This is a genomic window from Mesorhizobium sp. P3_A10 (assembly GCF_056403175.1).
In genome coordinates this window covers 35910-61325 of record NZ_JBFUFZ010000003.1, presented here as the reverse complement: position 1 = coordinate 61325, position 25416 = coordinate 35910, and the positions used below count along the sequence as shown (strand labels likewise).

Here is a 25416-nt window from a genome sequence, read left to right as displayed (position 1 = left end):
TTGCCCGATCAGCGTCCCGCCGCGGCCTTGATCAGCCGTTCCGCCAGATCGAGCGTCAACGCGTCGAAATGCGAGATCACCGCCGACGGCTCGAATTCACTGACATGGCGGTCGGTGTAGCCGAAATCGACGGCGACCACCGGAATGCCGGCGGCCTTGGCGGTATCGATGTCGGTCTGCGAATCACCGACCATCAGCGCACGATCGGGGTCGCCGCCAGCCAGCGCGATGGTTTGCGTGAGATGGCGTGGGTCGGGTTTGCGGAAGGCGAATGTGTCTTGGCCGGCGATTGCCGCGAAATGCCTGGTCAGGCCGAGCGCCTCGATCAGCGCCACGGAATTGGCCTCGTATTTGTTGGTGCAGATGGCCAGGAGATAGCCGGCCTTCTCGAATCGGTTGATGGCCTCGACGACGCCGGGGTAGGGGCGCGACTTGCCCGGGATGTTGTCGGTGTAGTGGTCAAGAAACAGTTTTAGCAGCCGGTCGTGCTCCTCGACCGCAAGCGACTTCTGCTGCGCGGTATGCGCGCGCTCGATCATCACCCGGCCGCCCTGGCCGACAAAGCGCTTGAAGCCGGCTTCGTCGACGGCTGCGAGTTCGCTGGCGGCAAGGCTGTGGTTGAGGCTGTCGAGCAGGTCCGGCGCGGTGTCGACCAGCGTCCCGTCGAGGTCGAACACGATGATCGGTCGGGTCATGGCCTGTCCTGTTGCGAAATGCGTTGCCGGCAGGCGATAGCGGCTACGGCTCCTTCAGGCAAGCAGGCTTGCTTGCTCCACAGGCAAAGCCTTTGACCACACGGGCAAAAATGCTACGAGCGCGCAAACAAGCGAAAACCGGGGCAGGCATGGATGCGAGGCAACTGAAGGTCGAGGCTGCGCGGGCAGCCCTTGCCCATGTCACCGATGGCATGCGGCTCGGCATCGGCACGGGCACCACGGCTGAGGAATTCGTGCGGCTGCTGGCCGAGAAAGTTGCGACAGGGTTGACCGTTGTCGGCGTGCCGACTTCCGAGCGCACCGCCATCCTGTGCCGCGAGCTTGGCGTGCCGCTGTCGACGCTGGAGGAAACGCCGGAACTCGACCTCACCATCGACGGCGCCGACGAGGTCGACCCGGCGCTGACCCTGGTCAAGGGCGGTGGCGGCGCGCTGCTGCGCGAAAAGATCGTCGCGGCGGCATCCCAGCGCATGATCGTCATTGCCGACCGCTCAAAGATGGTCGAGACGCTCGGCCGTTTTCCGCTGCCGATCGAAGTCAATCAATTTGGCCTGCGCGCCACTGAAATCGCGGTCGGTGCGGCGGCGCAAAGCCTCGGTCTTTCCGGCCCGGTTACATTGAGGATGACGGGGAGCCAGCCTTTTGTTACAGACGGCGGCCATTTTATCCTCGATGCATCTTTTGGCCGCATTCCGGATACAAGAGCGCTTTCGAATGCTCTCCATGCCATTCCTGGTGTGGTCGAGCACGGTCTTTTCATCGGGCTGGCGTCAGCGGCCATCATCGCCGGCGGCGACGGCATCCAAACCGTCCTAGCCGCCCGAAAACCAGGGAGTTCTACCGATCATGATGTTGCATAACCGGGTTCGCAGCCTTTCCGCCATTCTGGTGGCCTCGGCTGTCTTTGCGTTTTCGTCGCCGGCGTTCTCGCAGGACGTCACCGAAGCGCATCTGAAGGCCGCGCGCGCCGCAGTGGCTGCGATCCACGCAACGGACCCGTTCGACAACATCCTGCCGCAGGGCGCTGCCGCGCTCGAGCAGCAGCTGATTCAGAAGAACCCCGACATGGAAGAGCTGATCAGCAAGACGGTCGCCGAGAAGGCCTTGGCGCTGGCCTCGCGCCGCACCGATCTCGAAAAGGAAGCAGCCCTCGCCTATGCCAAGGTGTTTTCCGAAAAGGAACTCACCGACATCGCCGCCTTCTACAATTCCGATGCCGGCAAGAAGCTGCTCGACAATGGCCCGGTCGTGACGCGTGAACTGGTGAAGGCCGCCGACATCTGGCAGAACGGCGTCGGCCGCGATCTCGCCCAGCAGGTTGGTGAAGCGCTGGCCGCGGCCGCGAAAGCCAAGGCGCCGGCAGCACCGGCGCCGGCTGACGCCACTGCGCCTGCCGATGGCGCCGCCCCCGCCGACGGTGCGGCTCCTGCCGATGGCGCAGCGCCAGCCAACTGATCCCTTTTTTCCAAGCGGCGTTCTCGTCGCTGGACCAAGAAAGCCCGGCTTTGTCCGGGCTTTTCTTTTGCCAGTTTGCAGCCTACCTGTGGCGCAAGTTCATCGCGCTTCGGGAGCCTCGTCATGGCCGGTTACGACTACGATCTTTTCGTCATCGGCGGCGGTTCCGGCGGGGTGAGGGCGGCCCGTGTCGCGGCAGCCCTCGGCAAGCGTGTCGGCATCGCCGAGGAATTCCGCTATGGCGGCACCTGCGTCATCCGCGGCTGCGTGCCGAAAAAGCTCTACGTCTATGCTTCGCAGTTCCCCGAACATTTCGCCGACGCTGCCGGCTATGGCTGGACGGTGCCCGAGGCGAGCTTCGACTGGCAGACGCTGGTCGCCAACAAGGATCGTGAGATCAGCCGGCTGGAGGCGATCTACGAGAAGAACGTCAAGGGCGCCGGCGGCGAGACGTTCCATTCGCGCGCCATGCTGGTAGACAAGCATGTGGTGCATCTGCTGGGTGAGGACCGCACTGTCACCGCCGACCAGATCCTCATCGCCACCGGCGGCCGTCCGGCGCCGCATCCGGCGCTGCCCGGTCATGAACACTGCATCTTTTCCAACGAGGCCTTTGATCTCAAGCAGCTGCCAAAGGCGATCATGATCGAGGGCGGCGGCTATATCGCCGTCGAATTCGCCAACATCTTTCATGGGCTGGGCGTCGACACCACGCTGGTCTATCGCGGCAAGGAGATCCTCTCGCGCTTCGACATGGACCTGCGGCGCATGCTGCACGAGACGATGGAAAAGAAGGGGATCAAGATCCTCTGCCACGCCGTGTCCGAATGGATCCGCAAGCGGCCGGACGGCCGGCTCGATGCGCTGGTCACCGGCGGCAAGATATTGACGGTCGACCAGGTCATGCTCGCCATCGGCCGCATTCCCAACACCGAGAACATGGGCCTGGAAGGTGTCGGCGTCGAACTCGGCCAGACCGGCGCCATCAAGGTCGACAAATACTCGCGCACCAACGTAGACAACATCTGGGCGATCGGCGACGTCACCAACCGCGTGCAATTGACGCCGGTGGCGATCCACGAGGCGATGTGTTTCATCGAAACCGCCTTCAAGGGCAATCCGACTGCGCCCGATCACGACACCATCGCCACCGCGGTCTTCTCCCAGCCGGAGATCGGCACCGTCGGCCTGTCGGAGGACGAGGCCGTCAAGCGCTTTGCCGACATCGAAATCTACCGCGCCACCTTCCGGCCGATGCGCCACACGCTGTCGGGGCGCGACGAAAAGATGCTGATGAAGCTGGTGGTCGACGGCGCCTCGAAAAAGGTGCTCGGCGCCCATATCCTCGGGCCGGATGCCGGCGAGATGGCGCAGCTTCTCGCCATCCCGCTGAAGGCCGGGCTGACCAAGGACGATTTCGACCGTACCATGGCCGTGCATCCGACGGCAGCGGAGGAACTCGTCACCATGTACAAGCCGACCTACCGGGTGAAGGACGGCGTGCGGGTCGATTGATTTAGAACGCTGAGGGGTGTGTTGAGATTCAAGTCAGGCCGAGCCGAGAATGGTGGCTTTCGAGAACCGGAGCGGAGCGTACTAAAGTACGTGAGCACCGGCCTACGCCGGCCGTAGCCTTAGTTACCGCCGCACTTGTGAGTGCTTCGGCCGGCGAAGGCCGGAAGCGCAGAAAACCGCCATTCGTAGCTCTGCATCACCTGAATATCAGCACACACCCTACAGCAGCGTGCCGCGCAGGATCACCATCGCCACCGAGAAATAGATCACCAGGCCGGTGACATCGACCAGCGTGGCCACGAACGGGGCCGATGCGCTGGCCGGGTCGAAGCCGATGCGTTTCAGCGCGAACGGCAGCATCGACCCCGACAGCGAGCCGAAGGTGACGATGCCAACCAGTGCCGCGCCGACCGTGGTGGCGATCAGCGGCCAGTGCGGGCCGTAGTCGTAGAAGCCCATATATTGCCACAGCGAGATGCGGCAGATGCCGACCACGCCAAGCATCGCCCCCAGCACGAGGCCGGTGGGCAGCTCGCGCAAGGCGACCCGCCACCAGTCGCCAAGACCGATCTCGCGCAGCGCCAGCGCCCGGATGACCAGCGAGGTCGCCTGCGAACCGGAATTGCCGCCGGAGCTCATGATCAGCGGGATGAACAGGGTCAGCACGATCGCCTTTTGCAGCTCGCCCTCATAGCTTTGCATCGCATTGGCGGTCAGCATCTCTGAGATGAACAGCGCGCACAGCCAGCCGCCACGTTTCTGGATCATGGCCAGAAAGCTCATCTTCATGTAGGGCTCGTCCAGAGCTTCCATGCCGCCGAAACGATGCACGTCCTCGGTCGTCTGCTCGACCATCGTATCGATGATGTCGTCGACGGTGACGATGCCGAGGATCTTGCCGTGGTCGACGACCGGAACGGCGAGCAGATCGTATTTCGAGATCAGCTGCGCCACGTTTTCGCGGTCGGTCAGCGGCGAGACCGTGACCGGCGCGCGATCCAGCGCGACATCCATCACCAGATCGTCCGGCTCGCCGGTGATCAGCCGGCGCAGGCCGGTCGAGCGCACCAGGACATGCGTCTGCGGATCGACAATGTAGATGGCGTAGATGGTTTCGCGCGTCCGCTCTACCTTGCGGATGTAGTCCAGCGTCCGGCCCACGGTCCAGTCCGCGGGCACGCTGACGAACTCCGTCGTCATCAGCGACGCAGCACTGCCTTCGGGATAGCCCAGAATGGCCAGAAGCGTCGCCCGCAGCGGCGGCGCAAGCCCGCCGAGCAGCTCGGAGCGGGCCGGCTCCTCCAGCTCGCGCAGCAGGTCGGCGGCGCGGTCGACCGACATGGCGGCTAGCAGCTTGCCCGCCTTGGCGCGGGGTAGCGCCTCGACAAGCTCGGGCGCAGCGTCGAGCTCCGGCTGGTCGAAGATTTCGACCAGCCGCTCGAACGGCACTTCACACAGCAACTCTATCGCTGTTTCGTGAGGTTCCCGGTTCAGGGCCTCGACGACGTCGGCGACGTGATCGTTTGCAAGGATACGGGCGATCGCGACGGCATCGTCGCCCGCGACGGGGGAAAATTCGTTCATGGTTCACTCCTTGCCATCCGGCAGGACGTGAACCGGTCAGGTCACGTCTGGGCGGACGGCTGTTGCGTTCGACTGTGACTGTCGCCAGGCATGGCGCGGTGACCTTTCTGCTCGCGGGTTCAGGTTGGAATTCTGCGAGCCGGCGCAACATAGGAGCGCTTCTTGCCGAGTCAATCGCGATAGCGGCCGAAAACGTCGGCGGAGAGGCCAATCGCGAGACTGTGATCGCTGTCGGTGGGTGGCAGCCGCTCAAAGGCAGCCTACGGCAGCCAAAGCCCTTGGCGTCGCTGCTATTTCTGCTTCAGCCGGCGCGAGAATCGCAGCCACTTGTCCTCGGCCGGCCTTGGCTGCGCGAGAATGGTGGTGAGTTCGCGAGGCAGGTTCGGCACCAGCGGCTTCTTGGTGGCGACGCCATCGGCGATCGAAACCACGCTGTGGTAGAACTCGGCGCCCGAAAGCGATCTTGGCGGCACGGCTTCGTGCATGATGCTGATCACCGTGACATCGGGGCAATTGTCCTTGATCGCCTGGTGGAAAGCGATCTTGCCTTCGGGATCGAGCGCGCCGGTCGCCTCGTCGAGGAACAGCAGGCCCGGTTGCTGCAGCACGATGCGGGCGACAACCAGCTTCTGCTTCTGGCCACCCGAAAGAACCTGGTCCCAGTTCTTCCCCTCACGGCTTTCGTCGGCCATATGTTCGATGAAATCGCCAAGGCCGGCCCTGTGCAAGGCGGACGCAACCTGCGCGTCGGTGTGGTGGTGCTCGGAGCCGGGCAGGCAGACCAGCTGTTTTAGCGAGACCTGCTGCAGCTTGACCTCCTGAGCGGCAAAGAAACTGCGCACACCGTCCGGGAAGACGATGGTGCCACGGCCATAGGGCCACAGGCCGTTGATCGCCTTGATCAGCGAGGTCTTGCCACAACCTGACTCACCCTTCAGGAACGTCCACTCGCCACGCCGGAAGCGTAAATTCGCGGCACTCAGGAACGGTGTTGCGTCTTCGCCCTGATGCGCCAGTTCCAGCTTCTGGATGGTCAGGCCGAAAACCGGGTTCTGGCGGTCGTAGCGGAAATCGGAGCGACCGGTCTGGCTGTAGAATTCCTGCGGCCGCTGGACGTTTTCGATGGCGTTGGCGAGCTCGGTGACGCGCTGGCTGTTGGCCCGCAACGTGGCGATGGCCGGCATGACATGGATGAACCACGAACATTGACTGATCAGCGAATTGACCATCTCGGAGCCGGTTATGTAGCCCTTGAGGTCGAAGCCGTTGTGGATGAAAGGCACAAGGCCGGGCCCGTAGGCGACAATGCGGGCGCCGATGAAATTGTAAATCAGCTCGAACGAATTGTAGCCGGTGTTGACGATGTTCAGCCGCGCCCAGGTGCGGTCGATATCGACATAAAGCTGGCTGTGCATGGTTTTCTGCACATTCTCGCCGTGCGAGGCGGCGACGTGGAAACTGCGGCGCAGGAACGTGATCAGCTCGCTGCGATAGCTGCCTTCGGACTGCTGCATCTTGACGTTGAGCCGTTCCAGCAACCTGCCCAGTTTGACCGCGATCCAGGTGTTCAGCGGCACATAGGTGGCGACCGCCACGAAGGCCAGGACCGCGCTGCCATAGCTGCCGAGGAACTCAAGTCCTTTTACTTCGACAGAGTTTGTCAGCAGCGCTCCACCGACAAAGTAGAGCGAGGTGGCGACGCCCAGGACACCCATGGCAAGGCCGATGGCGCCGCCGGTCATGTCCTTGATCGATTCCTGGACGCGCTGGTCGATGTTGTCGGGAGCGGCGTTGCCGGACGAACCGTGCTGGGCATGGAAATGCGTGTGATTGGTATCGAGCAGCGCTTCGTTGAACCGGCTGTCCAGCCAGCCGCGCCATTTGCGATGCAGCGTCGCCGAGACGAGGCTGCGGATGCCGGTAAAGCCCGCATCCTTGAGCACGACCAGCAGCACGAGGATGCCGGCATTGGTCAGCAGTGATTCAAGCGGAGCGGTGTTTGCGGCATCGTGGAAAAAGGCGATCGAGTTGACCAGCTCTCCCGACGCTTCGGCGAACCAGACCCCGGATTTGCTTGACAGCGCCGTGAGCAGCGCAATCACCAGCGTCAGTGTCCAGGCTTCCTTCCAGCGGTCCGAGAACCAGTAGGCCCGCATCAGCCCCCAGAAGCTGCGCATCGAGGAAACCGGCGTCAGGGACGACGGCCTTGCGGCATCGCCAGGTGTTTTTTCAGGTACTGACTCTTGCGATGGTCTGCCGACCCGAATCACGATCCCGCCCAAACCTTTTTTCTTTTGTTACGGATAGTAACACCAATTGATCATTTTCTATTAATTTTCTCCCGGCGACTGTGAACAGGCGCACGCAACGTTGCCGTAGGGCAACAGGTCGGGCTGCGGAGCCTGCACGCGGAAAGGGAATATTGCTATCTATTACAATGGGTTGAGCGGCGATGAGGCGATCGTTTTTACCTTCCCTTGGGGAAGCTCTTCACACGGTTTTGTGAACCTTTCCGCCTTGCCGGTCGGCCAATTCTCCTCCGAAGGGCTGAGTGGCAAGCCCCCAAATTGGCTGTCTCCAACCACATCAGGAGTACCGTCGTGATCGCTGGCCGGCAGCCCTATCTGCCTCGATTCGTTTCGGACGAAGGGTTCCGGGCGTCTGGGGCGATCCGCCAGATCGCACTTTCCCAGATGCACGCCAAACCGCGTTTGACAACGCAGCCATCCGGATCGAACCTGATGCGGCGCATTCGGATTGAGGGGGCTTCCATGTCTACACGGACGTTTTCAGTCGCGACGCTTGCGGCCTTGGCCTGGCTGCCTTTGGCGCATGCCGCCGAACAGACCATTCCGGCGAGCGCTGACGGGCAGGTCGAGTTCAACGCTCCGTCAGGAAATATCGGCTGCATCTACACGCCGAAGGGCGGCACCAGCACCTATGAGCCGAAGGATGGCGGTCCGGAACTGAGTTGCTCCCGCGTCGAGCCGAGCTACATCACTGTCATCCTCGGGCCAAAGGGCCGGCGACATTGATCAAGAACCCCGGCGAGCAAGGCTGCTGCAGCGATGTCGCCAAGCTGGCCTATGGAAACAGCTGGAGCAAAGCGCCGTTCAAGTGCGAGTCGTCAACCAGGGGCTTGACCTGCACCGGCTCCAACGGCCATGGCTTCTTCGTCAGCAAGGCGAAGGTGACGGTGAACTAGTCTAAGCATGATCCCGAAAAGAGGAATCCGGTTTTCTCGGACAAACGAGAACCGTTTTGTCGAGAGATCATGCTCAAACAAAGAGATAGAACCCCGTCCCGATTCCATCGGGATGGAAAAGGCTCTAGCCGGCCTTTTCCAACTCGCCCTTCGCCTTTGCCGCCGCAACCTGGCGAATGGCGTCGGCGAGCGTATCGGCGTCCTGCGCACCCATTACCGCATATTTGCCTTCTAGCAGGAAGCACGGCACGCCCGTAATGCCCATGCGCGAAGCGGTGGCGATTTCGGTGCGCACCGCCTCGACATCGGCATCGGTCGGCAACAGCGTCTCCACCACGGCGGCATCCATGCCGGCCTCGCGGGCGGCCTCGATCAGCACGGCATGATCGCCGATGTTGACGCCTTCCTCGAAATTGAGCTGGAACAGCCGCCGTACCAGCCGGTTCTGCACGGCCTCGCCGGCCGCACCCGCCCAGCGGATGACGCGATGCGCGTCCAGCGTGTTGGGCGCGACCTTGATGGCATCGAATGCGAAGTTGATCCCTTCTGCCTCGCCCAGCGGCTCGATGCGGGCATGGATTTCGCGGATGCGCTGCTCGCTGCCGAACTTGCCCAGCATGTATTCACGACGGTCCTTGCCTTGCGGCGGAATGGTCGGGTCGAGCTGAAACGGCCGCCAGCGTATATGCACGTCGACATCGCCGGCGGCGGCAATCGCCTTGTCGAGCCGCTTCTGGCCGATGAAGCACCATGGGCAGACGACATCGGACACCACATCGACGGTGATCGAGTTCAGTTCGCTCATTCCTTGATCTCCTGTCGCGAAAGTTCAATTCGCCTTGCGCCACCAGCTTGGCAGTTCATAGCCGGCCAGGGGCGTCTTTTGCGGATGTTCCAGATAGTTCCAGTAGGCAATCCATTGCTGCGTGTTGTGCTGCATCGGCACCACATAGTTGCCCGAGATCAGCAGCCTGTCGAGGACACGGACAGCCGCTACATAGTCTTCGCGGCTGCGGGCATTGAGCATTGCGTCCAGCGCAGCGTCGACCGCCGGGTCGGCAACGCCGGCAAGGTTGAAGGACCCTTCCGCCTTGGCAGACGCGGATCCCCAGCGCCCAAGCTGCTCGATGCCTGGCGAAAGCGAGTTGTTGAAACCGCCCGAGCCGATGAGAACGTCGAAATCAAAACGCTGCTTGCGCGACTGGATCTGGTCGCCCTCGAGGCTGCGGATACTGACCTCGATGCCGATTTTCTCCAGCGTACGCTGATAGATGGCGGCAAGGCGTTCCTCGTCCTGCGAGGACGTCAGGATCTCGAAAGCGAAAGGCTTTCCCTCGGGATCGAGCATCACGCCGTCCTGCACGGTGTAGCCCACGCTTTTCAACAGGTCGAAGGCGGCCCTTAGCACCTTGCGGTCCTGGCCCGAGCCGTCAGTGACCGGTGGCCGGTACGTGCCGTCGATGACATCGGCCGGCACGCGGCCCGGGTAGGGCGCCAGCAGGGCCTTTTCCCTGTCGTCAGCCGGATGGCCGAGCGCGGAAAGTTCCGAGTTCTGCCAAAAACTCATGGTGCGCGTGTATTTGCCGCCGAACAGGTTCTTGTTGGCCCACTCGAAGTCATAGAGCATGCCGAGCGCGCGCCGCACGGTGGGGTTGGAAAACTTCTGCAGCCTGGTGTTGAACAGGAACCCGGTGACCACAGGCGGGATGCCGGTGTCGAAGGTCTCGGCGACCACATCGCCCTTGTGGAAGGCGGGGAAGTCGAGGTCGCGCTCGCGCTTGACCGGATCGCTCTCGTCGTCGATGGCGCAGATGCCCTTCTTGAACGCTTCGAGCTTGGCGTTGGCGTTGAGGAAATATTCGATGGTGATCTGGTCGTAATTGTCGAAGCCGCGCTTGGAAGGGATGTCCTTGCCCCAATAATCCGGGTTGCGCTTGAACACGATGCGCTGTCCCGGCTGCACTTGCGCCACCGTGTAAGGCCCGCTGCCGATCAAGGGTTTCAGCGTTGTCTTGTCGAAGGTTTCCTTGTCGAAAGCGTGCTTGGGCAGAATCGGTGTCAGCGCGATGATCAATGGAGTTTCGCGATTTGCCTTTTCATTGAAAGTGAAGCGCACGCTGTGGTCGCCGGTTTTTTCGAGCTTGGCGATCAGGCTCATGCGCTGGCTGTAAGGCGGCCGGCCCTTGTCGGTGTAGACGTCATAGGTGAACAGCACGTCTTCCGGCGTCACCGGCTGGCCGTCGGACCATTTGGCCTTGGGATCGAGGTGGAATTCGATGCTCTTGCGCTCGGGATCCATGTCGGCGGTGTCGGCGAGCAGGCCGTAGAGGCTGAAGGGCTCATCGTCGTTGCGCTTCATCAATGGCTCGAAGACGAGATTGCCGTAGTTCTGGTCCATCATGCCGCGTGCCGTGGTGCGCAGGCTTTTCACGATGAACGGGTTGAGATTGTCGAAACTGCCGACGACGCAATAGGTGATGCTGCCGCCCTTCGGCGCGTCGGGATTGACGTAATTGAAATGTGTATAGTCGGCGGACAGCGCCGGCTCGCCATGCATGGCGATCGCGTGCTTCGGTTCTGATGCGGCCGGCTGGAGCGAAAGGTTGAGAAACGAGAGGGCGGCGATCAGCCAAACAAGAACGCGGTCCATGACCGTCTCCTTACTGGGCGGCTTGATGATTCGCAGTGCACCCTAGAGCAAAGGATGGCCAAGTTGAACCATTCCGCCGGCCAATCGCACCGCCAAGAATTGCAGGCGCCGGGCTGGATTCGGCCGCACATGCGGTGTAACACGCCGTCCGAAGTCATCCTGTTGCCTCAATTCGGCAACAGGTAGCTGGACCACACGGCGCCAAGCAGCCGGTCCTGGGATCATTTGAGAGGAAGTGCACGACATGACGAGCCTGAACAGCAACGCGTACCGCCTTACGGTCATGGCCGCAGGCGTGGTCGGCTTTCTGGGCGCCGAACTTCCCGCCGCTTCCGCACAGCAACAGCAGGTTCCGCAGGGTTGGTTCAAGGCCTGCACCAAGCAGGAAGATGTCGACATCTGCAATGTCCAGAACATCACCACGGCCGGCAACGGCCAGCTCGTCACCGGCGTCAGCCTGATCGAGTTGAAGGGCAAGGTGAACCGCAAGGTGTTCCAGGTAACGGTTCCGTCCGGTCGTCTCGTGCCTCCCGGCATCGGCCTGCAGATCGACGCCAACAAACCGGTGAAGCTCGACTACGTGGTCTGCTTCCCCGATCGTTGCGTCGCTGAAGTGCCGTTGACCGACCAGCTGGTCGCGTCCTTCAAGAAGGGACAGGCGATCACGCTGACCTCGATCAATTTCCAGAGCCAGCCGAACCCGATCAAGGTTGCCCTGACCGGCTTCAGCGGCGCCTTCGACGGCCCGCCGCTGCAGCAGTCCGACATTGAGGACCGGCAGAAGAAGCTGCAGGACTTCGTTGCCAAGAACAACCAGGATTTTGCCAAGAAGCTCAAGGACGAACAGGAAAAGGCGAAAGCCGCCAACTGATCGACCGACAGTCCAGGATTTAGAAAAAGCGGGGTCATGCCCCGCTTTTTTCGTTCCTGCCCATCAATGTCTGGCCATATCAATGCTTGGATTGGCGTTTCGGCTCGTAGCGACCGTCCGGCCGCTTGTCGAACATCTCGCCGATCTGCGGATGCCGGACCGGTTCGCCCGATTGGTCCTCGAGCAGGTTCTGCTCGGACACATAGGCGATGTATTCCGTTTCCGAATTCTCAGCGAGCAAATGGTAGAAGGGCTGGTCCTTGCGTGGCCGCACGTCCGCCGGGATCGCCTCGTACCATTCGTCGGTGTTGGCGAATTGCGGATCGACATCGAAGATCACGCCGCGGAACGGAAACAGCCGGTGGCGAACCACCTGTCCGATCGAGAATTTGGCTGTCTTCATCTTACTCACCACTTAAGTCCTAGAGCGCCGCGCGTCCTTTGGAAGGGTCCAAGACGCTCTAAGGCTTTGAATCTACGCAACACGCTGCGAAAAATCGAGCCCGACTTTAGGGCTGATTGCCAGTTCTATTTGGCGTAGACACCACATCAATTCAATCCAGAAGCGCTTGACGCCTCGTCAAGCTACGCGCCGAACGGATCGAAGGTTTTGGCGCAGGCCTGCTACCGCCGCACCGGCCTTCGCAAGCCACCGGCGAGGGCAGCAAAGCCGCTGCCGGGCCGCAGCCCCTCGCGCATGAAGAAGGCGCGCAGCGGCGCGAAACTGCCGAGCACGCCGAGGCCGGCGCTGCGCGCCATCTGAGCCGGCAGCATGTCCGACAACAGCGACATGTTGAGCAGATTGACCGCGCCGCTGCGCGCCAGAATGTCGGGCCGGCGCCTGATATCATAGGCCGCGAGGGCCTTTGCAGCACCAGGGTCATCGCGGTTTTCGCAAGCGATTCCAATCAGATCGTCGATGTCCCTGATGCCGAGATTGAGCCCTTGGGCGCCGATCGGCGGAAACACATGCGCCGCCTCGCCGACCAGCGCCACCCGGTTCCGCGCGAAGCGTCCGGGCGACGCCGCCGAAAGCGGGTAGATCTGCCGGCCGGGCTCGACCGTCACCCGGCCGAGCAACGATTGCATCTGCTGTTCGACCCGCTGCGAAAGCGTGGCATCGTCGAGGGCTGCGAGCTCCTTCGCCGTCTCCGGCCTCACCACCCAGACCAGGCTGGAGCGGTTGCCAGGCAGCGGAACCTGCGTGAACGGGCCGGTTTCTGTGTGGAATTCGGTCGAGGTGAAAGCGTGCTCGCTACGGTGGCCGAAATTCAGCACCAGCGCCGCCTGCGGGTAGGAGCGCACGGATGCGTGAATGCCCGCTGCCTCGCGTGCCGGCGACAGGCGCCCATCGGCAGCGACCGCCAGCGACGCCGCGACCTCGCTGCCGTCGGCGAGGGCGGCATGGGCGCTGTCGGCATCGAGACGCCACGTCTGCACCATTGATTTTCGCCATTCGATGCCGGCATGGGCGGCAACCGCCTTGGCAAGCGCCGGATTGAGAGCGCTGTTGGGCAGATTGAGCCCAAATTGCTCCTCGCCGATTTCCGTGGCGCGAAAGGTGACCACCGGGCTGCGGATCAGCCGGCTGGTCGCATCGATGATGCGCATTACTTTCAACGGCGCAGCCTTGGGCCTGATGTCGGCAAGGACGCCCAACCGCTCGAGGATTTTCAGGGCCGGGTTCATCAAAGCGGTGGTGCGGCCATCGGCGCCGCCCGCCTCAGGTCCGACGAGTGTGACGGGAAAGCCAGCCTCGGCAAAACCGAGCGCCGCAATCAACCCTGCCGGGCCGCTGCCGGCGACCAGTATCCGTGCTGTTTCCTGATGGTCCAAATTCGGTTTCCGCATCACGATGCAGGCCCGTTCGGCCTGCTGATGGATATAGGTCAGATCATGCAGCTTGATCAACGCGGCGATTCGGCTCATTCGATTGCCATGACCGGCCAAGATCATGATTTCAGTCATCTCGACCGTGCCGGTCGCGCCACGGCGGGCGTTGCGCGCAATCCGCGGCTGACGGTCAACATCATCGTCGGCTCGAGCATCCTGCTGGCCTGGCTGCTGCTCGGCAGCATGGCCATCCGCGGCGCTGAAAGCCGGGTGCCAGGCGCCGGTGCACCCGGCGATTCGATGCTGAGATACCTGCCGCATTTGCCGCTGCCCGATTTCCTCGATCGCTTTTTCGCCCTTTGCCTCACGCCTGCGCCGCCCGGCGGAACCGTCGCCACAGAGGCGCTGGCGCTCGTCGCCATGTGGTTCCTGATGGCCGTCGCGACCATGCTGCCGTCAGCGGCGCCGATGATCCGCACCTACTGCGAGATCGCCGACACGGCGCGGATCAAGGGCGAACCGGTGGTCCATCCGCTGGTTCTGGTCGCCGGCTACCTCGGCACATGGTTGGTCGCCGCGGCAGGCTTCGCGGCCCTGACGCTTGCCGTCCATGCCTTCGCTACGTCAGGGCAATTGCTGGGTCCGGTGGTTGGGCTTGCGGGCGCAACCGCGCTGCTGGTTGCCGGCCTTTACCAGTTCAGCGGCCTCAAGGAGGCCTGTCTGACAAAATGCAAAAACCCGTTCTCGATCCTGTTTGCGAACTGGAGCGCCAGGCCTGTGCGCATTTTCCAGCTCGGCCTGCAGCAAGGCGTGTGGTGCCTTGGCTGCTGCTGGGCGCTGATGCTGGTGATGTTCGCCGTCGGCACGATGAACGTGTTCTGGATGGCCCTCATCGGCCTGTTCACCCTGATCGAAAAACAAACGACAGGCAGGCTTCCAACCCGGCTGGCCGGTGCGATACTGCTTGTCTGGGCCGCCGCCCTGCTAGTAGTCTCGGCGTAGGGGGAGAGAATTCGATGGCAGATCACGGCTGGGCAATGAAGGGAGAGCTCGTACTCTCCTGCAATTGCACGGTTTTTTGCCCTTGCGTGCTGTCTCTCGGCAATCATCCGCCAACCGAGGGTTATTGCCAGACCTGGGCGGGATTCCGCATCGACGCCGGCCATTTCGGCGAGGTTGACCTGTCCGGCCTCAATCTGGGGCTGATCATGGAAATCCCCGGCTATATGAGCCGCGGCAACTGGACCGCCGGGCTGTTCATCGACCAGCGCGCCTCGGTCTATGCGGTCAAGGCGCTCACGAAGATTTTCACCGGCAAGGCCGGTGGAACCACGTCGCTGCTTTCCATCCTTGTCGGAAAATTCCTGGGTGTCGAACAAGTGCCGATCACCTATGAGACGCGTGACAAGACGCGTATCTTCCAGATACCGAAGATCATCGACGGGGCGGTGACGCCGATTCCCGGCAAGGATCGCGACAAGGATACGGTGATCACCAACTCGGAATACTGGATCGCACCGGAAATCATCGTGGCCAGGTCCGACAAGAGCAAGCTGCGGGCTTTCGGCCGCAACTGGAATTTTGCCGGCCGTTCGGCCGAAATCTGCAAGCTGGACTGGCGGGGCCCGTGAGCAAGAACACAACGGCAAGGAAAACGGCCAAGAAAATCGCCGACCGGATTCCAAGGCCGAAAAAGAAAGTCACCTGGCCGCAGGCGCGTGCGTTTTCGGTCCATCTTTTGACTGCATCGGGTTCGTTCCTGGCGTTCCTGTCGCTAGTCGCGGCAAGCGAGCAGCGCTGGACGGCGATGTTCTGGTGGCTCGGCCTGGCACTGTTCGTTGATGGCATCGACGGACCGATCGCCAGGAAGCTCGAGGTCAAGGAAATCCTGCCGACCTGGTCGGGCGAAATGCTCGACAACATCATCGACTATGTCACCTATGTGCTGATCCCGGCCTTCGCGCTTTACCAGCGCGGCTTCATGGGCGAGCGGCTGTCGTTCCTGTCAGCGGCCATCATCGTCGTGTCGAGCGCGATCTACTACGCCGACACCGGCATGAAGACCAAGGAGAATTTCTTCAAGGGTTTTCCGGTGGTCTGGAACATGGTGGTGTTCACACTGTTCGTCATCGAGCCTGGACAATGGGTTTCCTTCGCCATCGTCGTGGCGGCGGGCATTCTGACCTTCGTGCCGATCAATTTCATCCATCCGGTACGTGTCGTGCGGCTGCGGCCGCTCAATCTCAGCATGACGCTGCTGTGGTGCGCTTTCGGCGCGCTCGCTTTGGCGCAGGCCGCCCTTGCGGCCTTCTACGACCAGATCGGCGTGCTGGGTGAGCAGGTCAGTGTCTTCACCAAGGTCGGCATCACCTTCACCGGGCTTTACCTCGCTTGCATCGGCGGTATCATGCAGTTCTTCCCGGCGCTTGGCGCCAGGAACGATGATCCCGACAAAGCCTGATCCCAAGGCCTGATCCCAAGAAAGCCTGCTCAATGTCCAAAGCGATCCGTATCCACGCCCATGGCGGCCCGGAGGTTCTGACCTATGAAGACGCCGATCCCGGACAACCCGGCGCCGGGCAAATCCTCGTCAGGCACACGGCGATTGGCCTCAATTTCATCGATGTCTATCATCGTTCAGGCCTCTATCCGCCGCCCGGCGGCTTCCCGCTGATCCCGGGTGGCGAGGCTGCCGGCGTGGTTGTGGGGGTCGGCGCGGATGTCGACTGGCTGAGACCGGGCGATCGCATCGCCTATGCCGTCAACGTCGGCGCCTATGCCGAACAGCGCGTGATCGCCGCCGACCGCGTGGTGAAGGTGCCGGACGGCATCAGCGACGAACAGGCAGCAGGCATGATGCTCAAGGGCATGACGGCGGAATATCTGCTGCGCCGCACCTTCAAGGTGAAGGCGGGCGACACGATCCTGTTTCATGCTGCCGCCGGCGGGGTCGGCCTGATCCTCGGCCAATGGGCCAAGCATCTTGGCGCGACCGTTATCGGCACCGCCAGCAGCACCGACAAGATCGAACTCGCCAAGGCGCACGGCTTCGACCATGTCATCAACTATCGCGAGCAGGATTTCGTCGCCGGGATCGCCGCCATCACCGGCGGCAAGAAATGCGATGTCGTCTATGATTCCGTCGGCAACGACACGTTTCCCGCCTCGCTCGATTGCCTGAAACCGCTCGGCATGTTCGTCAGCTTCGGCCAGTCGTCTGGACCGATACCGCCGTTCCCGATGTCGCTGCTGGCGCAAAAGGGCTCACTGTTCGTGACCCGGCCGACGCTGTTCGTCTACAACGCCACCCGCGAAGCCCTCGAAGCCTCCGCCAAGGCTTTGTTCGACATCGTGCTCAGCGGCGCCGTCAAGATCAAGATCAACCAGCGCTACGCACTCAGCGATGCCGGCAAGGCGCATGCCGACCTCGAGGGTCGCCGGACGACCGGGACGACTATTCTCATCCCTTAGTCCCGTCTGCCTTGCTATCCCTTGAGTTTCCGCTGAAATTCTTGAAGCTCTTTCAAGTCGCGTGCCGCTTTCCCAGCGGAGCCGGCCGCGCCTACCATGCTTGCGGGAACACAGAACATATCTGGCAAACCAGATGGGAGGCACTGTGAGTGCAAATCAAGACGACGCGACCTTGCTTGAGGTTCGCGGCCTCACCAAGATATTCGGCACGCTGACAGCGTGCGACCATGTCGATCTCAACATGGCCAGGGGTGAAATCCACGCGCTGCTCGGCGAAAACGGCGCCGGCAAGTCGACGTTGGTCAAGATGCTGTTCGGATCGCTCGAGCCCAATTCGGGCGAGATTTTCTGGAACGGGCAGGCGGTCAGGATTTCCAGCCCGGGCTTTGCAAAAAAACTCGGCATCGGCATGGTTTTCCAGCATTTTTCGCTGTTCGAGGCGCTGACGGCGGCCGAGAACATCGCGCTGTCGCTGGATGACGGCTCGCCAATCAGCACCATCGCCGCCAAGGCGAGGGCGCTCTCCTTCAGCTACGGTCTGCCGCTCGATCCGGAATCTCTTGTCGGCGACCTGTCGGTCGGCGAGCGCCAGCGTATCGAGATCATCCGCTGCCTGCTGCAAACGCCGCAGCTCATCATCCTCGACGAGCCGACATCGGTGCTGACCCCACAGGAAGCCGACAAACTGTTCGAGACGCTCGAGCGTTTGCGCTCGGAAGGAAAGTCCATCCTCTACATTTCGCACCGGCTGGAAGAGGTCAAGCGCATCTGCGACCGCGCCACCGTGCTGCGTCATGGCAAGGTGGTCGGCCATTGCAACCCGCGCGAGGAAACCGCCTCGTCGCTGGCCCGCATGATGGTCGGCAACGAGGTGCAGGCCGTGGTGCGGGCGCCGGCCGAGGGCATCGAGACAGCCCAGTCGCTGCTTGAGATCCGGGCGCTGAGCCGCAAGCCGGCGACGCCGTTCTCGATCCCACTGAAAAACATCAATCTCAACGTGCGTGCCGGCGAGGTGATCGGCATTGCCGGTGTGGCCGGCAACGGCCAGGGCGAGTTCTTCGAATCCGTCTCCGGCGAAGTGCTGCAGCAGGACACCGCCTCCGTGCGCATCCGCGGCAAGGACGCCGGTGGCCTCTCCATCACCGGCCGTCGGCTGATTGGTGCTGCCTTCGTCCCGGAAGAGCGGCTGGGCCACGGTGCCGCGCCGCGCATGAAGCTTTCGGAAAACCTGCTTCTGTCGCGCCACGCCACCGACGGCAAGGTTTTCGTCGGCGCCGGCGGCGTGGTCAAAAGCGCTGCGATCTACAGCGCCGCCCAGCGCATCATCGAGGCCATGGACGTGCGCAAGAGCGCGCCGGACCCCGAAGCAGCGGCTCTTTCGGGCGGCAATCTGCAGAAGTTCATCGTCGGCCGTGAGCTCGACCGCAAGCCGAGCGTCATGGTCGTCAACCAGCCGACATGGGGTGTGGACGCCGGTGCTGCCGCCCACATCCGCCAGGCATTGATCGAACTGGCGCGCAGCGGCTCGGCGGTTCTGGTCATCAGCCAGGACCTCGACGAGCTGTTCGAGATCTCGGATGCCATCGCGGTCATGCACAATGGCGAATTGTCCAAGCCCTTGCCGATCGCCGAGGCCACTTTCGAAAAGATCGGACTGCTGATGGGCGGCGCCGAGCCCGGCCACGCCGAACATGTTCTGGAGATCGCATGATGCGCCTCGAACTCGTCAAACGCCCGCAACGCTCGATGCTGTTTTCGGCGCTGTCGCCCTTCATTGCCTTCGTGTTGACGATGATCGCCGGCGCGGTTCTATTCGCGCTGCTTGGCGTCAACCCGTTGACTGCGTTTAAGATTTACTTCATCGAGCCGATCAGCCAGGTCTGGCAGCTGCATGAGCTGGCGATCAAGGCAGCACCGCTGATCCTGATCGCGGTCGGCCTGTCGGTCTGCTACAAGGCCAACATCTGGAACATCGGCGCCGAAGGCCAGTTCATCCTCGGCGGTATTTTCGGCTCGATCATTCCGGTGCTGTTTCCGCAGTTTGAAGGCCCCCTGGTGCTGCCGATGATGCTTTTGTTCGGCATGGTCGGCGGCGCCGCCTATGCGGCTATCCCGGCCTTGCTCAAAACACGCTTCGGCACCAACGAGATCCTGACCAGCCTGATGCTGGTCTATGTCGCCCAGCTGTTCCTCGACTGGCTGGTGCGCGGTCCGTGGCGCGATCCGCAGGGCCATGGCTTTCCGCAAACCATCCAGTTCAACGACTCCGCCGTGTTGCCGGAATTGATGCCGGATGCCGGCCGGGCAAACTGGGGCTTCGTCTTTGCGCTGGTTGCGGCGCTGCTGATCTGGATCCTGATGAGCCGCCTGCTGAAAGGCTTCGAGGTCCGCGTGCTGGGTTCGAGCCCGCGGGCAGGGCGTTTTGCCGGCTTCGGCCTCAACCGCATGGTGTTCTTCGCCTTCCTGCTGTCTGGCGCGCTGGCCGGTCTTGCCGGCATCTCGGAAGTCTCCGGCGCCATCGGTCAATTGCAGCCGGTGATCTCACCCGGCTACGGCTTCACCGCCATCATCGTGGCGTTCCTTGGCCGGCTCAATCCGCTGGGCATCGTCGCCGCTGGCCTTGTGCTGGCGCTGACCTATCTCGGCGGCGAGGCGGTGCAAAGCGCGCTCGGCATCTCCGACAAGGTGGCGCGGGTGTTCCAGGGCATGCTTTTGTTCTTCGTGCTCGGCTGCGACACGTTCATTCACTACCGCATTCGCCTGATCGGACTTACCGCGCCCAAACTTGAAGCCGCACCCAAGCTGGAGGAGGCCCGCTGATGGACATCGTCGTCAACATCCTTTTGACCGTCGCCACGGCGGCGACGCCGCTGCTCATCGCGGCGATCGGCGAACTGGTGGTCGAACGCTCTGGCGTGCTCAATCTCGGCGTCGAAGGCATGATGATCATGGGTGCGGTCGGCGGCTTCGGCGCCGGCTATCTCACCGGCTCGCCCTGGATCGGCCTTTTGGCGGCGATCGCCATGGGGGCGGCATTCTCGTTGCTGTTTGCCGTCATGACATTGTCGCTGGCCACCAACCAGGTGGCGACCGGTCTGTCGCTGACGCTGCTCGGTCTCGGCCTGTCCGGCATGATGGGAACCAGTTTCGTCGGCCAGCCCGGCGTCAGGCTGCCCAACCTCGACATTCCCGGCCTGACCTCGATCCCTGTCGTCGGCAGGCTTTTGTTCGGCCAGGACCCGATCTTCTACATCTCGATCGCGCTGACCGCGGCTGTCATGTGGTTCCTGTTCAAGACCCGCACCGGGTTGACGCTGCGCTCGATCGGCGACAGCCACACCTCGGCGCACGCGCTTGGCATCAAGGTCATCCGCTATCGCTATCTCGCGGTGATCTTCGGCGGCGCCTGTGCCGGCCTCGCCGGCGGCCACCTGTCGCTGGTCTACACGCCGCAGTGGGTTGAAAACATGAGCGCCGGCCGCGGCTGGATCGCGCTGGCCCTGGTCGTGTTCGCCTCGTGGCGCCCATGGCGCGTGCTGGCCGGCGCCTATATCTTCGGCGCGGTCTGGATCGGCCAGCTTCATGCACAGGCATTTGGCATTCCGGTCCCTTCGCAGCTGCTTTCTTCGCTGCCCTATCTGGCAACCATCGTGGTTCTCGTTCTAATCTCGCGCAACAAGCGTCTGACGATGATGAACACGCCGGCTTCCTTGGGGCAGCCATTCGTTCCGGATCGTTGACAATAAAAACAAACGGGAAGCTCCAAGGCTAACACAGAGAGGTAACACAATGAAAAAACTGCTTATTGCCCTGATGACCACGACGGCCGCCGTCTCGCTGGCGGCGTCGGCGCAAGCCGCCGACAAGCTCAAGGCCTGCTGGGTCTACACCGGCCCGATCGGCGATTTCGGCTATTCCTACCAGCACGACCAGGGCCGTCTCGCAGTGGAGAAGGCGCTCGGCGACAAGGTCGAGACCGCCTATCTCGAGAACGTCTCCGAAGGCCCCGATGCCGACCGTGCGTTCGAGCGCCTGGCGCGCGAAGGCTGCAAGATCATCTTCGGCACGTCCTTCGGCTTCATGGATCCGGAAGTGAAGGCCGCCAAGAAGTTTCCCAAGGTGATGTTCGAGCATGCAACCGGCTACAAGACCGGCGACAATCTCGGCATCTACAATGCGCGTTTCTATGAAGGCCGCTATGTGCTTGGCCAGATCGCCGCCAAGGAATCGAAGGCTGGCGTTGCCGGCTACATCGTTTCCTTCCCGATCCCCGAAGTGGTGATGGGCATCAATTCCTTCATGCTCGGCGCGCAGTCGATCAACCCGAACTTCAAGGCCAAGATCGTCTGGGTGAATTCCTGGTTCGATCCGGGCAAGGAAGCCGACGCCGCCAAGGCGCTGTTTGACCAGGGTGCCGACGTCATCGTTCAGCACACCGATTCGACCGCTGCCCTTCAGGTGGCGGAAGAGCGCAAGCTGCACGGCTTCGGCCAGTCCTCCGACATGATCAAGTTCGCGCCGAACGCCGCATTGACCTCGCTCACCGACGAATGGGGCCCGTACTATGTCAGCCGTGTCCAGGCCGCGCTCGACGGCACCTGGAAGCCCGACAATGTCTGGCTCGGCATCAAGGACGGCGCGGTCAAGCTCGCTCCGTTCACCAACATGCCCGACGACGTGAAGGCGATGGCCGAGGCAACTTCGAAGAAGATCGCCGACGGCTGGAACCCCTTCACCGGGCCGGTCGCCAAGCAGGACGGCACGCCGTGGCTCAAGGACGGCGAAGTCGCCGACGACGGCACGCTGCTCGGCATGAACTTCTATGTGAAGGGTGTCGACGACAAGCTGCCGCAGTAAGCCGGCAACACATCGAACGGGGGAAGGGCGCCGCGAGGCGCCCTTTTTCATTCGGCGGGTTGCGCGCCGATAGAGGCCGGACGAAATCGCACCAGCGCGGTATCGACCACGCGGCCGAGCCAGATCTTGACCATGCGTTGGGCCGCTCGTTCGAAATAGTGCCAGATCGCCCACGAAACCAGGAGCATGAGAGCAACGCAGCCCAAGGCGGCAGCCCATTTACCGACCACAGGTGCCGCAGCATTGATCGCGAGATAGCCGATATTCTGGTGCAGGAGGTAGAGCGGGTAGGTCAAGCCGCCCAGCGCCAGCGTCACTGCGGACGGCCTGACACGGTTGCGCAACAGAACGCCGCCGATCAACGCCGCATGCATGACGATATTGGCGGCCACGAGATGGGTCTGCGAAACGGCAATGCCATATTCATTGAGCATCCAGTGCTGCGTCACCGAGAGCGTGCAGCAGGACAGCAGGAAGGCGGCCGCCAGCAGCAGCAAGGCGTTGGCCGAGCGGCCATGGGCATGGATATGGTGGACCAGCAGGCCTGCCGCGAAGAACGGGCCGAACTCGGTGATGAACCGCAGCCGGATGGCGCGACCGTCGACGAAGAACTCGTTCAGCGCCGCGATCGCCAGCCAGATGAGGACCAACTCCAGCTTCCATTTCTGGAAGACCCCTGACAACAAAGCGAGCGTCACCCAGCCGTAGAACACCAGCTCAAGCAGGATCGACCAGTAGACGCCGTCCATGAAGGGTTGGCCAAGCGCCGGCGCAAACATCGACAGATTGGCGCCATACTGGCGCAAGGAGGCTGAAAACAGCGGCGCGCCGACCGTGACGACAATCACAAAGGTGATGGTCATGCACAGCAGGTAGCCGGGATAGAGGCGGGCGAAACGCGCGATTGCAAACTGTTGCCAGCCGCGCGCTTCCGCCGACCAGGCAATGACGAAGCCGCTGATCAGAAAGAACAGATTGACGCCGAGATAGCCGTAGATGGCGACCGGCGCCGCGCTCGGATAGCCCTCGGCGAGAACGCCACCGGCGGCCGCACCGCGAAAGAAATAGTGGAACGCCACCACAGCCAGTGCCGCCCCCAGCCTCAGCAGGTCCAGCGTCGCGATGTAATCCTGGCGGGCAGGTCTGGGGTCCATCCAAATTCTCTGCGTTTACGATACGGAAACCATAAAGCAGGCCGCGGCCAAACAGGGTAAACGGACGCAACTATCGCGAAATTTGGTAAATAGCGGCCGGAACATTGCGCACGGGGCACAATGTCTGTGACACGGCTCCGTGACACCCTTCACAGACGCCAATGGGTTCTACTTCCATGTTCATCTTGCGGACCGGACGAAATCGGCCGGCGTGACAAGCGTCAGCAGGAGAAGTCTTATGCAATTGAACAAAAAACTTTTGGCCATCATCGGTAAACGTATTCCAGCCATTTACGACGTTATCCCGCACGGACCCCAGTGGCGACTTGCGCAAATCGCACTCAATCCTCAGCCGCTCCCGCCTCACGAACTTGGCGCCGCGATCGCCGACGAATTCGTGCGCTACGCATGGGTCGCCGAGCGCGGCGGCCACGACATGAAAGGGGTGTTGAGCGAGCTCGACGATTGGTGCCCGACGCGACCGAAGCTGCCGAAGCTCCCCCCGTGGTGGCCGCCCATTCCGGAGCCCGAGCCGCATCCCGAATGGTTCGTGGATTATCATCTGGGATTTGCGGCACGGCTGTCGGTGGTCGCGGCTGGCTCAGCAGGCACACGATTGGACAAGACCCTCAATCAGGTCATCGATCGGTCCCTGTCTGCTATCGAGCAAGTGAAGCTCTGACGAAACGCTGCCAGAAATAAGGGCGCCATAGAGGCGCCCTTTTTGGCAACTGGCGGTCCCGCCGGGACGTCGAGACCGATGTACCTAGACTGCTGAACCGTAGAGATCGTAGGCGTCGGCACGGTCGATCTTGACAGTGACGATGTCGCCCTGGCGCAGCGGACGGCGCGACTGGATATGCACCGAACCGTCGATTTCGGGCGCATCGTATTTGGTGCGGCCTTTGGCCGACGTGCCATGCGCCTCGTCGATCAGCACCGGCAGGCGCTTGCCGACCTTCTTGGCCAGCTGCGTCGCCGAAATCTTCTGCTGGCGCTGCATGAAGCGGTGCCAGCGCGCTTCCTTGATTTCCTGCGGCACCTGTTCGAGGCCGAGATCGTTGGAGCGGGCGCCCCGGACTGGCTCATATTTGAAACAGCCGGCGCGGTCGATTTTTGCTTCGTCCAGCCAGTCGAGCAGCATTTCGAAATCCTGGTCCGTCTCGCCGGGGAAACCGACGATGAAGGTCGAGCGTATCGCCAGATCAGGGCAGATTTCGCGCCAGCCGCGAATGCGCTCCAGCGTCTTTTCGCCGTGCGCGGGACGGCGCATGTTCTTCAGCACTTGCGGCGAGGCGTGCTGGAACGGGATGTCGAGATAGGGAAGGATTTTGCCCTCGGCCATCAGCGGGATGACATCGGCGACATGCGGGTAGGGGTAGACATAGTGCATGCGCACCCAGATGCCGAGCTTGCCCAGTTCCTCCGACAGATCTAGGAATTTTGCCCGCACTTCGCGGTCGCCGAACATCGAGGTCTGGTACTTGATGTCGATGCCGTAGGCGCTGGTGTCCTGCGAGATGACCAGGATCTCCTTGACGCCGGCCTTGGCCAGTTTTTCCGCTTCGCGCAACACGTCCGCCGCCGGCCGCGAGACGAGATCGCCGCGCAGCGCCGGGATGATGCAGAAGGTGCAGCGGTTGTTGCAGCCTTCCGAAATCTTCAGATAGGCGTAGTGGCGCGGCGTCAGCTTGACGCCTTGCGGCGGCAACAGGTCGATATAGGGATCGTGGCTCGGCGGCGCCGCCTCATGCACAGCCGCCATCACGCTCTCATAGGCTTGCGGGCCGGTGATGGCGAGAACGTTGGGATGCCGTTCGCGGATCACGTCGGGTTCGGCGCCGAGACAACCGGTGACAATGACCCTGCCGTTTTCCGAAAGTGCAGAACCGATGGCGTTGAGCGACTCGTCACGAGCCGAATCGAGGAAGCCGCAAGTGTTGACGACGACCAGGTCGGCGCCGTCATGCTTGCGCGCGATCTCGTAACCTTCGGCGCGCAGGCGCGTGATGATGCGCTCCGAATCCACGAGGGCCTTCGGGCATCCAAGGCTGACGAAACTGACGCGAGGGGCAGACATAAGGGTTTTCCGGATTTTCAGGATT

At 62.3% G+C, this 25416-nt stretch carries 24 protein-coding genes; 15 read left to right on the top strand and 9 right to left on the bottom strand.

Features of this window, described 5'->3' with window-relative positions; all coding sequences use genetic code 11:
* Positions 1–8: 8 nt before the first annotated feature.
* Complete coding sequence (locus AC1DXU_RS13235; protein WP_477369081.1) at positions 9–695, bottom strand: phosphoglycolate phosphatase; 687 nt, start codon at positions 693–695, stop codon at positions 9–11.
* Between the two features lie 149 nt (positions 696–844).
* Here AC1DXU_RS13235 and rpiA point away from each other — a divergent pair, with 149 nt between their 5' ends.
* From rpiA to gor, 3 genes are all read left to right on the top strand, one after another.
* A complete protein-coding gene (gene rpiA, locus AC1DXU_RS13230) occupies positions 845–1576 on the top strand; it encodes a ribose-5-phosphate isomerase RpiA (RefSeq protein ID WP_477369079.1) in 732 nt (243 codons plus the stop codon).
* Positions 1563–2171: a DUF2059 domain-containing protein gene (locus AC1DXU_RS13225; protein ID WP_477369077.1), complete on the top strand. Its 609-nt coding sequence runs from the start codon at positions 1563–1565 to the stop codon at positions 2169–2171. Before rpiA ends, AC1DXU_RS13225 begins: the two co-directional genes overlap by 14 nt.
* Before the next feature lie 123 nt (positions 2172–2294).
* Positions 2295–3686: a glutathione-disulfide reductase gene (gene gor, locus AC1DXU_RS13220; protein WP_477369075.1), complete on the top strand. Its 1392-nt coding sequence runs from the start codon at positions 2295–2297 to the stop codon at positions 3684–3686.
* Between the two features lie 219 nt (positions 3687–3905).
* Here gor and mgtE read toward each other — a convergent pair whose 3' ends face one another.
* Both mgtE and AC1DXU_RS13210 read right to left on the bottom strand, forming a co-directional pair.
* Positions 3906–5270 (bottom strand): magnesium transporter, encoded by a 1365-nt coding sequence (gene mgtE / locus AC1DXU_RS13215; protein ID WP_477369073.1) that lies wholly within the window; start codon positions 5268–5270, stop codon positions 3906–3908.
* Positions 5271–5560: 290 nt separating this feature from the next.
* The gene (locus tag AC1DXU_RS13210; RefSeq protein WP_477369070.1) at positions 5561–7447 is read right to left on the bottom strand and encodes an ABC transporter ATP-binding protein/permease; all 1887 of its coding nucleotides are present in this window, start codon (positions 7445–7447) and stop codon (positions 5561–5563) included.
* 594 nt (positions 7448–8041) lie between these two features.
* Here AC1DXU_RS13210 and AC1DXU_RS13205 point away from each other — a divergent pair.
* Positions 8042–8305: a hypothetical protein gene (locus tag AC1DXU_RS13205; protein ID WP_477369068.1), complete on the top strand. Its 264-nt coding sequence runs from the start codon at positions 8042–8044 to the stop codon at positions 8303–8305.
* Complete coding sequence (locus AC1DXU_RS13200; RefSeq protein WP_477369066.1) at positions 8302–8475, top strand: hypothetical protein; 174 nt, start codon at positions 8302–8304, stop codon at positions 8473–8475. Before AC1DXU_RS13205 ends, AC1DXU_RS13200 begins: the two co-directional genes overlap by 4 nt.
* Before the next feature lie 124 nt (positions 8476–8599).
* Here the strand turns inward: AC1DXU_RS13200 and AC1DXU_RS13195 are convergent, their stop codons facing one another.
* Both AC1DXU_RS13195 and AC1DXU_RS13190 read right to left on the bottom strand, forming a co-directional pair.
* Positions 8600–9280, bottom strand: coding sequence for a DsbA family oxidoreductase (locus AC1DXU_RS13195; protein ID WP_477369064.1), 681 nt, complete (start codon positions 9278–9280; stop codon positions 8600–8602).
* A gap of 24 nt (positions 9281–9304) precedes the next feature.
* Entirely contained in the window at positions 9305–11125 is a 1821-nt protein-coding gene (locus tag AC1DXU_RS13190; RefSeq protein ID WP_477369062.1) for an extracellular solute-binding protein, read from the bottom strand.
* A gap of 244 nt (positions 11126–11369) precedes the next feature.
* Here AC1DXU_RS13190 and AC1DXU_RS13185 point away from each other — a divergent pair, with 244 nt between their 5' ends.
* Positions 11370–11996: an invasion associated locus B family protein gene (locus AC1DXU_RS13185; RefSeq protein ID WP_477314848.1), complete on the top strand. Its 627-nt coding sequence runs from the start codon at positions 11370–11372 to the stop codon at positions 11994–11996.
* A 79-nt stretch (positions 11997–12075) separates the two neighbouring features.
* Here AC1DXU_RS13185 and hspQ read toward each other — a convergent pair whose 3' ends face one another.
* Together hspQ and AC1DXU_RS13175 are read right to left on the bottom strand one after the other, a co-directional pair.
* On the bottom strand, positions 12076–12399 hold the full coding sequence (hspQ, locus tag AC1DXU_RS13180) for a heat shock protein HspQ (protein ID WP_477246952.1): 324 nt from the start codon (positions 12397–12399) through the stop codon (positions 12076–12078).
* Positions 12400–12620: 221 nt separating this feature from the next.
* Positions 12621–13832, bottom strand: a complete 1212-nt coding sequence (locus tag AC1DXU_RS13175) for a UbiH/UbiF family hydroxylase (RefSeq protein WP_477370333.1) — start codon at positions 13830–13832, stop codon at positions 12621–12623.
* A 60-nt stretch (positions 13833–13892) separates the two neighbouring features.
* On the opposite strand from AC1DXU_RS13175, the gene AC1DXU_RS13170 reads away from it, so the two are divergent.
* The 8 genes from AC1DXU_RS13170 (at position 13893) to AC1DXU_RS13135 (ending at position 22157) form a co-directional block, all read left to right on the top strand.
* A complete protein-coding gene (locus AC1DXU_RS13170) occupies positions 13893–14831 on the top strand; it encodes a DUF2182 domain-containing protein (protein WP_477369060.1) in 939 nt (312 codons plus the stop codon).
* Between the two features lie 14 nt (positions 14832–14845).
* The gene (locus tag AC1DXU_RS13165) at positions 14846–15460 is read left to right on the top strand and encodes a DUF1326 domain-containing protein (RefSeq protein WP_477369058.1); all 615 of its coding nucleotides are present in this window, start codon (positions 14846–14848) and stop codon (positions 15458–15460) included.
* Positions 15457–16290, top strand: a complete 834-nt coding sequence (pcsA, locus tag AC1DXU_RS13160; protein WP_477369056.1) for a phosphatidylcholine synthase — start codon at positions 15457–15459, stop codon at positions 16288–16290. Before AC1DXU_RS13165 ends, pcsA begins: the two co-directional genes overlap by 4 nt.
* A 32-nt stretch (positions 16291–16322) precedes the next feature.
* On the top strand, positions 16323–17300 hold the full coding sequence (locus AC1DXU_RS13155; protein WP_477369054.1) for a quinone oxidoreductase family protein: 978 nt from the start codon (positions 16323–16325) through the stop codon (positions 17298–17300).
* 133 nt (positions 17301–17433) lie between these two features.
* Complete coding sequence (locus AC1DXU_RS13150; RefSeq protein WP_477369052.1) at positions 17434–19011, top strand: ABC transporter ATP-binding protein; 1578 nt, start codon at positions 17434–17436, stop codon at positions 19009–19011.
* Complete coding sequence (locus AC1DXU_RS13145; protein WP_477369050.1) at positions 19008–20120, top strand: ABC transporter permease; 1113 nt, start codon at positions 19008–19010, stop codon at positions 20118–20120. Before AC1DXU_RS13150 ends, AC1DXU_RS13145 begins: the two co-directional genes overlap by 4 nt.
* Positions 20120–21040: an ABC transporter permease gene (locus tag AC1DXU_RS13140; protein ID WP_477369048.1), complete on the top strand. Its 921-nt coding sequence runs from the start codon at positions 20120–20122 to the stop codon at positions 21038–21040. The genes AC1DXU_RS13145 and AC1DXU_RS13140 overlap by 1 nt, the downstream gene beginning before the upstream one ends.
* A 49-nt stretch (positions 21041–21089) precedes the next feature.
* Positions 21090–22157, top strand: a complete 1068-nt coding sequence (locus AC1DXU_RS13135) for a BMP family ABC transporter substrate-binding protein (RefSeq protein WP_477314832.1) — start codon at positions 21090–21092, stop codon at positions 22155–22157.
* Between the two features lie 47 nt (positions 22158–22204).
* Here the strand turns inward: AC1DXU_RS13135 and AC1DXU_RS13130 are convergent, their stop codons facing one another.
* Complete coding sequence (locus AC1DXU_RS13130; RefSeq protein ID WP_477369046.1) at positions 22205–23311, bottom strand: acyltransferase family protein; 1107 nt, start codon at positions 23309–23311, stop codon at positions 22205–22207.
* A gap of 238 nt (positions 23312–23549) precedes the next feature.
* Here AC1DXU_RS13130 and AC1DXU_RS13125 point away from each other — a divergent pair, with 238 nt between their 5' ends.
* Positions 23550–23993 (top strand): hypothetical protein, encoded by a 444-nt coding sequence (locus tag AC1DXU_RS13125; protein WP_477369044.1) that lies wholly within the window; start codon positions 23550–23552, stop codon positions 23991–23993.
* An 84-nt stretch (positions 23994–24077) separates the two neighbouring features.
* On the opposite strand, the gene rimO is transcribed toward AC1DXU_RS13125, so the two are convergent.
* Entirely contained in the window at positions 24078–25391 is a 1314-nt protein-coding gene (rimO, locus tag AC1DXU_RS13120) for a 30S ribosomal protein S12 methylthiotransferase RimO (protein ID WP_477369043.1), read from the bottom strand.
* Positions 25392–25416 lie beyond the last annotated feature (25 nt).

Coding starts and splice junctions, on each gene's coding strand:
- AC1DXU_RS13135 (WP_477314832.1), top strand. CDS start 21,090: ATGAAAAAACTGCTTATTGCCCTGATGACCACGACGGCCGCCGTCTCG.
- rimO (WP_477369043.1), bottom strand. CDS start 25,391: ATGTCTGCCCCTCGCGTCAGTTTCGTCAGCCTTGGATGCCCGAAGGCC.
- AC1DXU_RS13190 (WP_477369062.1), bottom strand. CDS start 11,125: ATGGACCGCGTTCTTGTTTGGCTGATCGCCGCCCTCTCGTTTCTCAAC.
- AC1DXU_RS13195 (WP_477369064.1), bottom strand. CDS start 9,280: ATGAGCGAACTGAACTCGATCACCGTCGATGTGGTGTCCGATGTCGTC.
- AC1DXU_RS13150 (WP_477369052.1), top strand. CDS start 17,434: ATGGGAGGCACTGTGAGTGCAAATCAAGACGACGCGACCTTGCTTGAG.
- AC1DXU_RS13130 (WP_477369046.1), bottom strand. CDS start 23,311: ATGGACCCCAGACCTGCCCGCCAGGATTACATCGCGACGCTGGACCTG.
- mgtE (WP_477369073.1), bottom strand. CDS start 5,270: ATGAACGAATTTTCCCCCGTCGCGGGCGACGATGCCGTCGCGATCGCC.
- AC1DXU_RS13145 (WP_477369050.1), top strand. CDS start 19,008: ATGATGCGCCTCGAACTCGTCAAACGCCCGCAACGCTCGATGCTGTTT.
- AC1DXU_RS13205 (WP_477369068.1), top strand. CDS start 8,042: ATGTCTACACGGACGTTTTCAGTCGCGACGCTTGCGGCCTTGGCCTGG.
- AC1DXU_RS13210 (WP_477369070.1), bottom strand. CDS start 7,447: ATGCGCAGCTTCTGGGGGCTGATGCGGGCCTACTGGTTCTCGGACCGC.
- AC1DXU_RS13125 (WP_477369044.1), top strand. CDS start 23,550: ATGCAATTGAACAAAAAACTTTTGGCCATCATCGGTAAACGTATTCCA.
- AC1DXU_RS13185 (WP_477314848.1), top strand. CDS start 11,370: ATGACGAGCCTGAACAGCAACGCGTACCGCCTTACGGTCATGGCCGCA.
- AC1DXU_RS13140 (WP_477369048.1), top strand. CDS start 20,120: ATGGACATCGTCGTCAACATCCTTTTGACCGTCGCCACGGCGGCGACG.
- rpiA (WP_477369079.1), top strand. CDS start 845: ATGGATGCGAGGCAACTGAAGGTCGAGGCTGCGCGGGCAGCCCTTGCC.
- AC1DXU_RS13155 (WP_477369054.1), top strand. CDS start 16,323: ATGTCCAAAGCGATCCGTATCCACGCCCATGGCGGCCCGGAGGTTCTG.
- gor (WP_477369075.1), top strand. CDS start 2,295: ATGGCCGGTTACGACTACGATCTTTTCGTCATCGGCGGCGGTTCCGGC.
- AC1DXU_RS13170 (WP_477369060.1), top strand. CDS start 13,893: ATGCAGCTTGATCAACGCGGCGATTCGGCTCATTCGATTGCCATGACC.
- AC1DXU_RS13225 (WP_477369077.1), top strand. CDS start 1,563: ATGATGTTGCATAACCGGGTTCGCAGCCTTTCCGCCATTCTGGTGGCC.
- AC1DXU_RS13235 (WP_477369081.1), bottom strand. CDS start 695: ATGACCCGACCGATCATCGTGTTCGACCTCGACGGGACGCTGGTCGAC.
- AC1DXU_RS13165 (WP_477369058.1), top strand. CDS start 14,846: ATGGCAGATCACGGCTGGGCAATGAAGGGAGAGCTCGTACTCTCCTGC.
- hspQ (WP_477246952.1), bottom strand. CDS start 12,399: ATGAAGACAGCCAAATTCTCGATCGGACAGGTGGTTCGCCACCGGCTG.